Raw genomic sequence first — 13,753 nt, 5'->3', positions numbered from 1 at the left:
CGCCCGGCCAACTAGCGTCCCGCCCCATGACCCGAACCGATCCACCGGCCCGCCCCACCGGCCTCACCTTCCACGGCCCGCTGTCCGAGGCCCGGGCCACCCGGCTGGTGGCGCGGCTCGCCGCCACCCGTCCCGCCACGGTCCTCGACATCGGCTGCGGCTGGGGCGAGTTCATGCTGCGGCTGCTCGAAGCCGCCCCGGAGGCGACCGGCACCGGCATCGACATCGAGGCCGAGGACCTGGCCCGCGGCCGTGGTCTCGCCGAGGAGCGCGGGCTGACCGGCCGCGCCGCGTTCGTCCGGGAATCCGCGCTGGGCACCCGCCGCGGCCCTGCCGACGTGGTGATCTGCCTGGGCGCCGGGCAGGCCCTGTGCGCCCCCGACCGGCCGTACGACGTCTCCTCCGTCCTGAGGGAACTGCGGCGGCTGGTGGCACCGGGCGGCCGGGTGCTGCTCGGTGAGGGATTCTGGCAGCGCCCGCCCACCACCGGGGAACTGGCCGCGATGTGGCCCGGCGCGCACACCGGCGACCACCTCCCGCTGGGCGGGCTCGTGGACCGGGCCGTCGACGCGGGCTTCCGCCCCTTGAGGGTCGAGACGGCGGACGAGGACGAGTGGGAGGAGTTCGAGTCCGGTTACCGCGAGGCCGCCGAGAGCTGGCTCGCCACCCACCCCGCCCACCCGCTGGCCGCCGAGACCCGCGACCGCCTCGACCGGCAGCGCGCCCGCTGGCTCGACGGCTACCGGGGCGTTCTCGGGATCACCTACCTGACCCTGGCCCCGGTGGCCTGACGTCCCGAGGGGCCTGGCCCGGCGGCCGTTGGACGTTCCGCCCGGCCGCTCGCCGGGTCCGGGGTCCTGCCCGGCCGGTCGCCGGGTCCGGCGGCCGGGCTCAGTCCGGGTCCGTCCACACCGTGGCGAACGCCCGTGCCGGGTTGGCCGTCAGGATCCGCTCCACCAGGCCGGCCCCCAGGGTGAGTTCCAGCCGGGCGCGCAGACCGCCCAGCAGGAACGGCATTCCGGGCGTGCCGGGCACCGTCGTGTCGCCGCCCAGCAGGAGCCGGTCGGCGAAGCCCGCGCCGGCCAGCTCGGCCAGTTCCCCGGGCAGCCGCCAGTCGGTGGCGTGGTGGGCGCGTGACGGCCCGTCGAACGCCAGGTACGCGCCCGCCCGCGCCGCCTCCCGGTGCGTCACGTGGTCGGGGAAGCGGCCCAGGTGCCCGAGGACCACCCGGCCGGGGGCCATGCCCTCCTCACCGCACAGCAGGTCCAGCACCTCCAGGGCCGCGGTACCCTGCTCCAGGTGCACGGCGACCGGGGCGCCCGTGCGGTGGTGGGCCCGGGCCGCCGCGGACAGGGTCCGGCGTGCGTGGGCGTCCAGCCCGTGGAAGTCGCCCGCCACCTTGATCAGCCCGGCCCGGATCCCGGTACCCGCGATGCTCTCGGTCAGCTCGGTCGTGAACAGGCCGGCCAGGTCCTCCGGGAGGCCGTCCAGCGTCCCGGCGGCGTAGTGGCGCGCCTGGTGCAGCCCGGTCGCGGCCACCAGCCGGACGCCGGTCGCGCGGGACAGCGCCACCAGGTCCTCGGCCCGGCGCCCCATGCCGTGCGGGGTCCACTGCACGACGGTGCCGCCGCCCAGGTCCCGGAAGGCCCGCAACCGCCGTGCCGCGTCCTCGGGGTCGTCCAGCTCCTGCCCCGCCAGCAGGGGACTGCGCAGGAAGAGGTGGTCGTGCGCGTCGCAGATGCCCAGCTCGTCGCCCGGTATGTCGCCGAGGACCGTACGGATGGCCGGCTCCGGGCCCGTCACCGGTGCTCCCCGCCGAGCCGCGAACGCTCCGGCGCCGACAGCCGCAGCACCCGGAACACCTCCCCGGCCGCGTCCGGTGCGTCCGCCGCGTCCTGCGCCCAGAGCGCGAACGACAGCGTCTCCCAGTGCCGCGGATCGACCGCCACGGCCGTGGCCACCACCCCGTCGGTCCGGGCCAGCCGCCGGTGCGCGGCGAGAGCCCGCTCCACCGCGTCGGCGGGCTTCTCGCCCGCCCCGGCCCGCATCCGGTGACGGGTGGCGGCGCGCGGCGGGCTCGCGCTCGCCGGCCCCTCCTGGTACGCCACACCGCTCCAGTGCTGCACCTCGGGGCGGCCGAAGTCGTCCACGACCCCCTGGAAGCCGGGCCCCAGGAGGAAGCGGTTCATGGCCTCCGGCGCGGCCCAGAGGTAGAACGGCGCGTACTGGTTGACCACCGAGCCGTCGGCGCGGTCCCGGACCAGGTAGGCCTTGAGGCCCAGGCCGGAGAAGTCGTCGAGCAGATGACCCCGGGCCGCGACCCGGTGGCGGATGATGCCCATGTCGTAGTCGGCGGGCAGGGTGATCTCGTACTGCATGGCGTGCATCGGCGCGCTCCCGGGCCGGGTGTCCGCCGGGGCGGGGGTGCTGGACATACGGGGGAACTCCCTTACGCGGTACGGCAGGAGAGCAGGGCGAGCAGCCCCGCGACGGCGGATTCGAAGGCGGCGGTCGACCCCGAGGCGCGGGCCAGCACATAACCGCCCTGCACGGTGGCGACGATGGCCGCCGCCGTCCCCGGCGGATCGAGCGCCGGGGCGAACTCCCCGGCGTCCACGCCTTCCTGGAGGATCCGGGCGAGCCGACCGCGCAGCCAGTCGAACGTCTCGTCGACCGGGGCGCGCAGCACGTCGTCGGCGATCACGTCCGGATCCATCGTCAGCCGCCCGACCGGGCAACCGCGCAGGACGTCGCGCTCCCGCAGCAGATACGCCTCCACGCGCCGGTACGCCGGTCCCTCGCCGCCCAGTACCGCTTCGGCCGTGGCGCGCAGCTCGGCGGCGGTGCGCTGGATCGCGGCGAGCGCCAGATCGGGCTTCCCGGAGAAGTGGTGGTACATGCTGCCCTGGCCGGCACCGGCCCGCTGCTGGATGGCCCGGGGGCTGGTGCCCACGTAGCCGCGCTCCCACAGCAGGTCGCGCGTGGCCTCGATCAGACGCTCCGAGGTGCTCATGAGGACACTGTACATACCAGTAGGTACAAGAGGCGACGGGCGGCGTGCTGCTCGTGGGCCGGACCGCGCCTCCGCGCCCCCGGTGACCGCGTCCGCCTCCGTCGGCGAGGGCTCCCCGCCCCGCTCCGTCCGCGGGCCGGCAGGGCGGTGCCGGTGGCGGGGGTGCCGATGAGGTGGCGGACCGGGCCCGGCGTGCCGCTGCCCCCGGACGCCGCCCCGGACGCCGCCCCGGGGGACGGCCTGGGGAGGGGCCCGCCCGGTCAGCCCGCGACGGGCGACCGGGCGGCGGTGGCGTGTTCTCGCAAGGCGGTGTCCACGGGGTCCTCGAAGGGCACCGGGTCGGTGAACGGACCGCTGGTGGCCGCCCCGTACACGGGGAGCGAGGGCAGTGGCGTGGGCGTGGCCGCGGGCGCCGGAAGGGTGAACCACACCACCTTCCCGGAATCGCCCTGCGGCCGGGCGCCCCAGCTCTCACTGACGGCCTCTATCAGGGCGAGGCCGCGGCCGGACGTGGCGAGCGGATCGGAGAGGTTGGCCATCGGAAGGCGGGGGTCGTGGTCATGGACCGAGACCGTCAGCCGGTCGAGCAGCAGCTCGAGTTCCACGGTGCACACCTTGTCCGGCTCCGCGTGCCGGTGGACATTGGTCAGCAACTCGGTGACACCGAGCGCGGCTTTCTCGATCAGACAATCGAGATTCCAGTAGCGCAGTTGCGCTGAAACGATTCTGCGGACCTGACCGATCCGCGACGGCAGGGCTTGGAGCTCTACCGTGCACTGCCTGCTTGCCTGGCTGATCACGGCTGCGACTCCCCGAAATGAGGTCCGGAAGAAGACGGAGATCGGATCCAGTAGTTGGCTGGCTCTTGATCCGGCGGGCTGGATCACAGCGTCACCGCCGGTACACCCTGAGTAGTGATGTCAGTCAAGCGTGGCTCACGGGTGACCGCCGCGCAACTCGCGGCGACGGGCCACCACCGGCCCCGCGAGCCGCCCGCCGGGCCCGGCCCACCCGGACCGGGGCGGCCTACCGGCCGGTGGGCGCCCGGCACATCGGCCCGCCGCCTCCTGCGCGCCACCGTCCACCGTCCCCCGTGGCCGGCGGGCCCGCGCTCCGCGTACGGACGTGCGGCGAGCGCGTGTTGACGGGCGCCGGCCGGGTGCCCGTCCCGTACCGCCGGGTCCCGTGGGGCGCCGTCCTCAGGACCGGCCGCCGCCCGCCCTGCGCACGGTGTCCAGGAAACGGCCGGCCAGGGCCGTCGCCGCCGTGCCGTCCGGCCGGCGGCTGCGCTGGCCCATGGTGAGCCGGTACCGCGTGCCGTTGAGTGTGGCCACGGTGGCGCCGTCCCGGCCCGCGAACCATGGCCTGCCCGCCCTGACGGCCCGGACCGGGGCGGCGTCGATCACCCGCCCGTAGCTGGTGAGCAGCGCCAGCCTGCCGTCCTTGATGAGCACCTCGCCCGCTGTGGTCAGCGAGCGCGGCCACCGTTCGATCCGTACGCCCGTGGCGCTGAAATCAGGCTCGGCCATGACTCTTCCCGCCCCTTTCGCACCGGCTTCTGCTGGTCAGTCTGCACAAGTCGCCGCGCATGCACCAGTGCGCGTGGGAGCGGAGTCCTGCAAGGCCGTCCTATGGGCCATCAAAGGCATCGTTTGTGCAGGTGAGGGGGGTATGTTCAAGGTGGGGGCAGCGAGGGACGAGGCAAGGAGCGGAGCGCGTGAGCACCATCGGGCAGGCTGGGAGAACCGGGACGGGCGAGCCCGCGCCGACCCTCGACGTGGACCGGAGCGACCCCGAGTACCGGGCGTGGCTCAAAGACGCGGTGCGCAAGGTGCAGGCGGACGCCAACCGGTCGGCCGACACGCACCTGCTGCGCTTCCCGCTGCCCGAGCGGTGGGGCATCGACCTGTACCTCAAGGACGAGTCCACCCACCCCACCGGCAGCCTGAAGCACCGCCTGGCCCGTTCGCTCTTCCTCTACGGCCTGTGCAACGGCTGGATCCGGCCCGGCAAGCCGGTCATCGAGGCGTCCAGTGGCTCGACGGCGGTTTCCGAGGCCTACTTCGCCGGGCTCATCGGCGTGCCCTTCATCGCGGTGATGCCGCGCACCACCAGCCCCGAGAAGATCCGCCTCATCGAATTCCAGGGCGGCCGCTGCCACTTCGTGGACGACTCGCGCACCATGTACGAGGAGGCCGCCGCCCTCGCCGGGCAGACCGGCGGCCACTACATGGACCAGTTCACCTACGCCGAGCGCGCCACCGACTGGCGCGGCAACAACAACATCGCCGAGTCCGTCTACCAGCAACTGCGGCTGGAGCGGTACCCCGAGCCCGCGTGGATCGTCGCCACCGCGGGCACCGGCGGCACATCGGCCACCATCGCCCGCTACATCCGCTACATGCAGTACGACACCCGTCTGTGCGTCCCCGACCCCGAGAACTCCTGCTTCTTCGAGGGCTGGACCACCGGCGACCCGCACGTGGCCTGCGACTGCGGCTCCCGCATCGAGGGCATCGGCCGGCCCCGGATGGAACCCAGCTTCGTGCCCGGCGCCGTCGACCGGATGATGAAGGTGCCCGACGCGGCGAGCATCGCCGCCGTACGGGCCCTGGAGAACGCCATCGGCCGCAAGGCGGGCGCGTCCACCGGGACCGGGCTGTGGAGCGCGCTGAAGATCGTCGCCGAGATGGTGGCGGCCGGCCGCACCGGAAGCGTCGTCACCCTGATCTGTGACCCCGGGGAGCGTTACCTCGACAAGTACTACTCCGACGCCTGGCTGGCCGCCCAGGAACTGGACATCGCCCCCTACCGCGCGGCCATCGACAGCTTCCTGGCCGGCGGCGCCTGGCCGGAGTGAGCCGCGCGGGGCGGTCCACCGGGTCCGGCCGCCCTAGGGGGTCGGGGACGAGGCCGCCCAGCCGTCGAGGCCGCGCATAGCGTCCCGGAACGCACGGCCGACCCGGCCCCGGGCCAGCCGCATCGTCAGCCGGAACGGCGCCGTGCCGTCCGCCGCCAGGGTCCACCGCACCCGGGTGCCGGAACCGTCCGGACCGAGCCGCCACTCCTCCAGCAGCGCGCGTACACCGGGGGCGTTGGTCTCCTCCACCCGGTACAGGTGACGCTCGTCGACGTCCGCGACCAGGATCCTCCCCTGGAACACCACACCGCCGCGCAGCCGTATCTCGCGTCCCGCCCCGCCTGCGAGGGGCCGGGCGGAGGCCACCGCCCGGCACCACACGGGCGTTTCGGCCACCCGCTCGGCGAGGGCCCGGTACACCGCCGGCGGGGGCGCGGCCAGCCGCGTGGCGAAGACCAGACGCACCGGCGCGGTCCCCACGAAGTCGGGTCGTACCGGGCGGAGCCGATGAGCCATGGGACCGTACCTCCTGAGCGGCGGGGCAGGGGTCCCACACCCTAGCTGGCGTACCGTCAGCCGTCCGCCCCCCGGGACGGCCCGCCCGCCAGCAGCCCGGCCAGCGTGTGGCCGAAGACCGACCGTCCGGCACGGGCCAGCAGTCCGTCACAGAACCGGGGGAGTCCCCGCACCCGCAGCTCCTCGGTCCAGCCCACCCGGGTCCCGGCCGGCGTCTCGCGGACGGTGATCTCGGCCCAGCCGATGATCATCCGGCCGCGTTTCTCCATCCGGCACAACCCGGCCGCCCTGCCGGGCCCCTCCCCTGGGGCCGGCGGCTCCCAGCGGACGACCTCCATGGGATCGTCGAAGCCCAGTCGGCCCAGCCCGGTACGGGCCGTGAAGCGACTGCCGACCCGTGTCGGCCCGGCCGTCACCACCCTGACCCGGGTCAGCGGCACCCCCGCCCCGTGCGCCGGCCAGTCGGTCACCCGGTGCCACGCCTCCTCCACGGTCAGGGGGGCGTCGCGATCGATGCGGAAGAAGGCCACGCCGCGATCGTACGACCGCCTCCGCGCCGACCGGGCCACCCGGCACGCGCGGCGAGGCGGTGGGACGGCGTCCGCTGTGTCGCGGCACCGCCCGCGTGCCGGGGCACGCCCCGGCGAGGCGGCGCGCGGGCGGTGCCGGGAGGACCGGTGGGGCGGGGGCGCCGCCGACCCGGGGCGTGCCCGGCTCCGCTGACCGCCGCGCAGCCGTCAGTCGGTGGACTGCTCGCCCGCGACCAGCAGCCCCGGCAGGTGCTCCGCCATCTCCGCCCGTACCCCGGCGGACAGTCCCGCGTCCGTCACCAGGGTGTCGACCTCGTCCAGGCGGGCGAACGAACTCAGCCCGACCGTGCCCCACTTGGTGTGGTCCGCGACCACCACGACCCGCCGCGCCGAGCACACCAGGCGCCGGTTGGTCTCCGCCTCCGCCAGGTTCGGCGTGGACAGCCCGGCCTCCACGGAGATCCCGTGGACACCCAGGAACAACACGTCGAAGTGGAGCGAGCGGATGGCCTGGTCGGCGACCGGCCCCACCAGCGAGTCCGACGGCGTGCGCACCCCACCGGTCAGCACCACCGTCGCCGCACCCGGCACGGGCGCGCCCCCCGCCCCGGCGCGCTGCCCGGCGTGGAAGACATCGGCCACCCGCACCGAGTTGGTCACCACGGTCAGGTCCGGCACGTCCAGCAGCCGCTGCGCCAGCGCGTACGTCGTCGTGCCGCCGGACAGGGCGATCGCGCTGCCCGGCGCCGCCATCGCGGCCGCGGCCCTGGCGATGGCCTCCTTGGCGCCCGGCTCCAGCGCCGACTTGGCCTCGAAACCCGGCTCGTGCGTGCTCGCCTCGGCCACCGGTACCGCGCCGCCGTGCACCTTCTCGACGACGCCCTGACGCGCCAGCGCGTCCAGGTCCCGGCGGACCGTCATGTCCGAGACGTTGAGCCGTCGGGTGAGCTCGTTGACCCGCACGCCGCCGCGCCGCCTCACCTCGTCCAGGATCAACGCGCGCCGCTGCTCCGCGAGGAGGTTCTGGTTGTCGCTCACCGCAGGGGCCGGTCCTTCCCGTCGTCAACGCCGCTGGCAGGGGTCATCATCCTGCCACGGTGCGTAGGGCGGCGGACCAGGGGGAGATTCCGTGAGAGCCCTGCGGACGCGTGTCCCCGTCACCGATCCTGGTCCTGGTCCTGGTCCTGGTCCTGATTCGGTCCGGTCCGGTCCGGTCCGTACGCACCCGTACCCCCGCACCCCGTACCCCCGCCTCCCGCAGAGAGCGAGCCAACGACGTGCACCCCGCCACCCCGGAACCGGCGCACACGAGCCCCGGCGCCGCACTCGAACTCCTGGTCCACGGCGTCGGCGGAACCACTCCGGCGGAGATGCTGGACGACCCCAGGACGGTACGCATGACCGGCGACGAGACCGCCGCCATGTACCGGCGCACGGCCGACCGCGAGGCCGAGAAGCAGCCCGAGCGGTTCCGGGACGGACCCGTCCCGGAGGCGTACACCTGGTGCAACCTGACTTCCGGCAACGGCTCACGCGCCCTGTGGCTGCTGCTCCTGCCGTTCATGGTGGCCAACCTGGCGCACTGGATGCGCCCGCCCGCCGAGCGGCGGCGCGGCACCGTCCGGCTGTACGGCGTCCTGGTGCGGCTCCTGGCGCTCACCCTCACCGTGCTGCTCACCGCCGCCGCCTGCGAGGTGGCACTGGACCTGGCGGCCTGGCAGTGCGCCGGATCGGCCGCCTGCGCGCGGGACCGCTCCTGGCTGGGGTTCATGTCCGCCACCCGGGACGGCTGGTGGTCACAGCCCGGCCGGCGGCTCGCCCTCGCCGCGCTGGTGCCGGCCGCACTGGTGGGGCTCCTGTGGTACCTCTCCAACCGGACCTGGAGCGCGTACGAGGCACAGCGGCCGCCCCGCGGCGACGGGGACGGCCCGGCCGAGCCCGCGCACCGGCCCCGCCCCGCGCTCGGCCGGCCCGGGTTCTGGTACGGGCGCAGGCTGGTGGCCCGGCTGCGCGCCGCGCACACGGCCGCCGGGTTCCTGACCGTCGCGGCCGCCGTCGCCGGCGCCGCCGCCCGCCACGACCGCGGCGCCGGCGGCACGACCCGCGCGGTCATCGGCTGGGCCCTGGAAGGGACCCTGGTGGTGGGGGGTGTGGTGGTGCTGTGGGTGGTGTGCCGCCGGGGGCGCAGCGAGAGACGGGTCGACGACCGGATCGACCGGGTGGTGGTCACCGCGCTGCCCGGCTCCGCGCTCGCCTTGCTGGCCCTGACCGCGCTGTACGCCGGCTGGTCCCGCCCCGGCTGGCAGTCCGCGGGCGCCCTCCCGGGGGACGTCGCCTTCCGCGTGATCGCCCTCGCCCAGGGCAGCCTCGTCCTGGCCCTGGGCGTCGCGGCCCTGCGGCTGCACCGCGGGGCGCCGTACCCGCGTACCGTCGTGCACGGGCTCGGTGGGCCCGTGGTCGCGATGCTCGCCTGCGCGCTCGGCGGGGTGATGGCCGGCGGCATTGCCCAGCGGGTCGCGGACTGGCTCGACGGCCCCGGCACCCCCGGCATGGGCGGCGGACCCATCGTGGGCCCGCCCGTACTGCTCAGCTGGCAGGCGTCCGTCATCCCCGTCCTGCTGCTCCTGCTGCTGGTCCCGGCGCTCGTCCTCGCCGTGCGCACCGCCCTCGCCGCCCGGCGGCTGGCGCCCGTGGTGGAGGCGGAGTACGAGGGGGAGGAACCCGACCCCGTCCGCACCCGGCGCATCGCCGCCACGCGCGCCAGGGCCGCGCTCACCGACGCCGCCCCCGTGGTCGTCGGCATCGTCTCCGGCGCCACCCTGCTGCTGGGCGCGGGCGCCGTCGCCGGTGCCTGGGTGACCGGGCAGGTACCGGGCCGGGCCTTCGCGGGGAAGCACCCGTTCGTCGAGGGGGTGGCCGGCTCGGCACAGGCGCTCGGCTCCTGGCTGATCGGATTCGGCTTCATACTGTTCGTCACCTGGGGCCGCCGCGCCTACAAGGACGCCTCGGCCCGGCGCACCATCGGCATCCTGTGGGACGTGGGTACGTTCTGGCCGCGCGCCGCGCACCCCTTCGCCCCGCCCTGTTACGCCGAGCGCGCGGTCCCCGACCTCGCCTGGCGGATGTCGTCCTGGACCGGCCGCACCGGTGGCCGCCTGGTCATCTCCGGCCACTCGCAGGGCAGTGTGCTGGCGGCGGCCGCCGTCTGGCAGCTTCCCGAGGGCACCCGCCGGCGGGTCGCGCTGCTGACCTACGGTTCACCGCTGGAGCGGCTGTACGGGCGGTGGTTCCCGGCCTACTTCGGCCCGGGACCGCTCGGCGCCCTCCACCGCGATGTGCACTGCTGGCGCAATCTGTGGCGGCACACCGACCCCATCGGAGGACCGGTGAGGCTCCCGCCCGAGGCCGGCAAACCCGAGGTGGACCACCGGGCGCTGCGCGACCCGGTGGTCTACGGACGCACCCACGACCACCCGCTGCCGGAACCGATCCTGGGGCACGGCGACTACCAGGCGGACCCGGTGTTCGCCAAGGAGCGCACCGTCCTGCTCGACCGGCTGCCGCCCGCCCTGCCGCTGCCCGCGCAGCGCACCACCGCCGACGCGCGGGACGGCTCACGGGACGGGCCGGGGAGCGGTGCCCGGGACGCCGGTCAGGGCAGTTCGGGCAGGTCCTCGGGATAGAGCAGGGTCAGGTCGTCGGTGCTCGCCTCGGCCAGTTCGGCGACCCGGCCCGCGTGCCGCTCCACCATCGACTCGAACGTCTGGCGCGCGGTACGGCCGTTGCCGAAGGCGGCGCCCTTGGGCAGCGCCGTGAAGTACTTCAGCAGCGCCTCGTCCGTACCCGTGCCCAGCCGGTACTCGTGCTCCTCGGCCTGCTGGCGGACGATCCGCAGCAGCTCGCCGGGGCCGTAGTCGGGGAAGGTGATCGTCCGTGAGAACCGGGAGGCCACGCCGGGATTGACCGTCAGGAACCGCGCCATCTCCGCCGTGTACCCGGCGACGATCACCACCACCGCGTCCCGGTGGTCCTCCATGAGCTTGACCAGCGTGTCGATCGCCTCCCTCCCGAAGTCGCGCCCCGAGTCCTCCGGCGACAGCGCGTACGCCTCGTCGATGAACAGCACCCCGCCGCGCGCCCGCTCGAACGCCTCCTGGGTGCGGATCGCGGTGGAGCCGATGTGCTCGCCCACCAGGTCCACCCGGGACACCTCGACCAGATGTCCGCGCTCCAGTACTCCCAGCGACGCCAGGATCTCCCCGTACAGCCGGGCGACGGTCGTCTTGCCGGTGCCGGGGGAGCCGGTGAAGACCAGGTGACGGCGGACCGAGGCCGCCTTGAGGCCGGCCTCCTGGCGCTTGCGGCCCACCTCCATCATGTTGATGAGGGTGCGCACCTCGCGCTTGACGCTGTCCAGGCCCACCAGGGCGTCGAGTTCGGCCAGCACGTCCTGGGAGCCGCGCGCCGGCTCGGTGCCGGCTCCGGGCGGCACCGGCGGAGCGGGGGCCGCCTGGGCGGGGACCGCGCCGAGCAGCCCGCCCGAGGACTGCGGGACGGTCAGCACGGCGCGGGGAACCGGACCGGCGGGGTCCCCGGCGCCGCTCTCGTCGCTGGTGCAGTCCTCCGCCAGCGGCCCCTCCTCGCCGAACTCGTACCCCGCTCTCGCGCACCGCTCGGTACGGCACCGCCGCAGCGTGGTGCGGCAGCCGTCCATCACGTGGAAGCCGTATCCGCCGCTGCCGGTCACCCGGCAGCCGTGGAAGGTGCCGCGGCCCTCCGCCGACACGTAGAAACCCGCCTCGGCGGGGGAGGTGACCGTGCAGCGCTCGATGGCCGGATCGGCGCCCTTGGTGACGATCACCCCGGTCTGCACGGCGTCGATGGAACAACCGTTCAGGGTGCCGCCGCTGCCGTGGTCCCGGAACCAGGCGCCGGTGGAGGCCTCCCGGATGCGGCAGTCGTCGAGCTGGGCGGTGGCGCCGTCGCTGACCGAGACGGCCGTGTTGCGCACCTGGGACAGGTCGCTGTCGACGACGTCGACACGGGAGCCGCGGTCCAGGACGAACAGCGCGTCCGGCACGTCGTGCACCCGGCAGGAGTCCAGGACGGCGGTCGCCCCGTCACTCACCCACACGGCGGGGTAGTCGCCCGTGCTGTCGTGGATCTCGCACTGGTTGGCGTCCACCCGGGTACCCGGGTCCCACACCGACAGGCCGTTGCGCCCGAACCGCCGGACCGTCGAGCGGGTCAGCGTGAGCACCGAACGGGAACGCAGGTCGACCGCGTTCTCCGGGATGTCGTGCAGGTCGCAGTCGGAGAGCGTCAGCACGGCGTCGGTGTCGAGCGTGATCCCGTCGCCGGAGGTGCGGTGCACCGTCGAGTCGGTCAGGTGGGCGGTGGCCCGCGAGGCGATCCGCACCCCGCTGCCCGTGATCTCGTACACCTCGCAGCCGATGGCCTCCAGCCCGCTGCCCTCGCCGGTCACCGACAGGCCCGCCCCGGAGGCGTGGTGGATCCGGCACCGTTCCAGCCGGGGATGGGCGCCGTCGCGCACCGATACGCCCGACCGGCCGGCCGCGACCACCTCGCACTCCTCGAACACCCCGCCCGCGCCGTCCAGTACGTCGATCCCGACGCCCGCCGGATTGTCGACGGCGCAGCGCCGCACGGTGGGCCGGGCCCTGCCGCGCACCTCCACGCCGGCCGCCGAGCGGGTCACGATCCGCAGGTCCAGCAGCTCCGGCGTGCCGTCCTCGATCAGCAGCGCGGGCGCCGCCGTGTCCTGGCCCTCCACCCGCAGGTCCCGCACGGTCGCCGAGGCGCGCACGGTCAGCGGGATCCCGTCGACCGGCGCGATCCGTACCGAACCGGCGGTGCCGCCGTCCGCGCCGCGCAGTGTGACGGCGCGCCGCACCACCAGGTTCTCCCGGTAGGTGCCGGGAGCGATGGTGAGGACGTCACCGTCGCCGGCGGCCTCCAGGGCCGCGGTGAGGGAGGCGTACTCGCCCGTGCGGCGGCGCCACCGCGACGTGCCGGTGTGCGTCACCTGGACCGTGCCCTGTGCCATGGTGCTGCTCTGCCCCCACCTCGTGCGTGACCTGGTGCGACGCGCCGCGATCCGGCGCGCCGCGAGCCCGTGCGCCCGGTCCCGCGCGTCACCGCCGGAACGGTCGCACCACCGTAGCGCGCGCGGGGAGGGGGAGTTGACCGGCCGGGCCCCCCGGGCCGGCGGCCGGTCAGCTGTCCGCGCCCGTCCTGCCCCAGTCAGGGCCCGCCTGCGCCCACGCCCGGTCCAGACGCGCGTACCGGCGCCGTACCAACTGCCGCACCACCAGCCGCCGGGCGCCCTCGGCGACTCCGGCCGCGCCGACGGCCGCGCCGATGCCGGCGAGCACGGCGTGCTCCCGCGCGGAGTCGGCGGTCATCGGAGGATTGACGGGCCGGCCGCGGTCGTCGGTCCAGACCCGGAAGGATGCGCCGGGCCCGGTGGTGTTCCGCACCGGGGTGAGCGTCCCGGTGCGCGGCGTGCCGTCCGGCGCGGCCCACCGCGCCAGGACGGGTTCGCGCATCCGGTGACGGGTGGCGGGCTCGGCGTCGCCGGCCGGTCGCCCCGGAGCGGTCCCGAGGACCGTGGCCGTCGCCGCGTGGCGCTCGGCCTGCTGGAGCCGCGCCGTCCGCTGGAGGGAGGCGTCGGTCAGCGCCCCGCACACCCAGCCGGTGGCCGGTGCGGCGAAGCAGATCAGCAGCAGCGCGACGAGTGCCACCCACGCCTCGGCGAGATCGGTGGGGCGGCACAGCGGATTGTGCCGCCAACGCCGCAGTCCCATGACCGCG

At 75.2% G+C, this 13,753-nt stretch carries 13 protein-coding genes; 3 read left to right on the top strand and 10 right to left on the bottom strand.

Annotated features, from left to right (window positions below; all coding sequences use genetic code 11):
* Positions 1-26: 26 nt before the first annotated feature.
* Positions 27-791 (top strand): class I SAM-dependent methyltransferase, encoded by a 765-nt coding sequence (locus tag AB0H53_RS05350; protein ID WP_362107508.1) that lies wholly within the window; start codon positions 27-29, stop codon positions 789-791.
* Positions 792-891: 100 nt separating this feature from the next.
* On the opposite strand, the gene AB0H53_RS05345 is transcribed toward AB0H53_RS05350, so the two are convergent.
* The 5 genes from AB0H53_RS05345 to AB0H53_RS05325 all read right to left on the bottom strand — a co-directional run bounded on the left by AB0H53_RS05345 (position 892) and on the right by AB0H53_RS05325 (position 4,542).
* Positions 892-1,803, bottom strand: coding sequence for an amidohydrolase family protein (locus AB0H53_RS05345; protein ID WP_362107505.1), 912 nt, complete (start codon positions 1,801-1,803; stop codon positions 892-894).
* Complete coding sequence (locus tag AB0H53_RS05340) at positions 1,800-2,387, bottom strand: DUF4865 family protein (protein ID WP_362107979.1); 588 nt, start codon at positions 2,385-2,387, stop codon at positions 1,800-1,802. The genes AB0H53_RS05345 and AB0H53_RS05340 overlap by 4 nt, the downstream gene beginning before the upstream one ends.
* A 62-nt stretch (positions 2,388-2,449) precedes the next feature.
* Positions 2,450-3,013 carry a TetR/AcrR family transcriptional regulator gene (locus tag AB0H53_RS05335; RefSeq protein ID WP_362107502.1) on the bottom strand — a complete coding sequence of 188 codons (564 nt, stop codon included), beginning with the start codon at positions 3,011-3,013 and terminating at the stop codon, positions 2,450-2,452.
* Positions 3,014-3,273: 260 nt separating this feature from the next.
* Complete coding sequence (locus AB0H53_RS05330; protein ID WP_362107499.1) at positions 3,274-3,813, bottom strand: ATP-binding protein; 540 nt, start codon at positions 3,811-3,813, stop codon at positions 3,274-3,276.
* Between the two features lie 399 nt (positions 3,814-4,212).
* Positions 4,213-4,542 (bottom strand): hypothetical protein, encoded by a 330-nt coding sequence (locus tag AB0H53_RS05325; RefSeq protein WP_362107496.1) that lies wholly within the window; start codon positions 4,540-4,542, stop codon positions 4,213-4,215.
* Between the two features lie 197 nt (positions 4,543-4,739).
* Between AB0H53_RS05325 and AB0H53_RS05320 the strand changes: the two genes are divergently transcribed.
* Positions 4,740-5,873, top strand: coding sequence for a PLP-dependent cysteine synthase family protein (locus tag AB0H53_RS05320; protein WP_362107976.1), 1,134 nt, complete (start codon positions 4,740-4,742; stop codon positions 5,871-5,873).
* 33 nt (positions 5,874-5,906) lie between these two features.
* On the opposite strand, the gene AB0H53_RS05315 is transcribed toward AB0H53_RS05320, so the two are convergent.
* The 3 genes from AB0H53_RS05315 to AB0H53_RS05305 all read right to left on the bottom strand — a co-directional run bounded on the left by AB0H53_RS05315 (position 5,907) and on the right by AB0H53_RS05305 (position 7,957).
* Positions 5,907-6,389 carry an SRPBCC family protein gene (locus tag AB0H53_RS05315; protein WP_362107493.1) on the bottom strand — a complete coding sequence of 161 codons (483 nt, stop codon included), beginning with the start codon at positions 6,387-6,389 and terminating at the stop codon, positions 5,907-5,909.
* Positions 6,390-6,445: 56 nt separating this feature from the next.
* A complete protein-coding gene (locus tag AB0H53_RS05310) occupies positions 6,446-6,919 on the bottom strand; it encodes an SRPBCC family protein (protein ID WP_362107490.1) in 474 nt (157 codons plus the stop codon).
* 207 nt (positions 6,920-7,126) lie between these two features.
* Positions 7,127-7,957, bottom strand: a complete 831-nt coding sequence (locus tag AB0H53_RS05305; RefSeq protein ID WP_362107487.1) for a DeoR/GlpR family DNA-binding transcription regulator — start codon at positions 7,955-7,957, stop codon at positions 7,127-7,129.
* Positions 7,958-8,196: 239 nt separating this feature from the next.
* Here AB0H53_RS05305 and AB0H53_RS05300 point away from each other — a divergent pair, with 239 nt between their 5' ends.
* Complete coding sequence (locus tag AB0H53_RS05300; protein ID WP_362107974.1) at positions 8,197-10,602, top strand: hypothetical protein; 2,406 nt, start codon at positions 8,197-8,199, stop codon at positions 10,600-10,602.
* Here AB0H53_RS05300 and AB0H53_RS05295 read toward each other — a convergent pair.
* Positions 10,572-12,986, bottom strand: coding sequence for a right-handed parallel beta-helix repeat-containing protein (locus AB0H53_RS05295; RefSeq protein WP_362107484.1), 2,415 nt, complete (start codon positions 12,984-12,986; stop codon positions 10,572-10,574). The genes AB0H53_RS05300 and AB0H53_RS05295 overlap by 31 nt on opposite strands.
* Positions 12,987-13,155: 169 nt before the next feature.
* Positions 13,156-13,746, bottom strand: a complete 591-nt coding sequence (locus AB0H53_RS05290) for a hypothetical protein (protein WP_362107481.1) — start codon at positions 13,744-13,746, stop codon at positions 13,156-13,158.
* Positions 13,747-13,753 lie beyond the last annotated feature (7 nt).

Source organism: Streptomyces sp. NPDC050856 (assembly GCF_040653855.1).
GTDB lineage: Bacteria > Actinomycetota > Actinomycetes > Streptomycetales > Streptomycetaceae > Streptomyces.
Note: the sequence above shows the minus strand (reverse complement) of the source record. Positions and strands in the feature narration are given on the sequence as shown.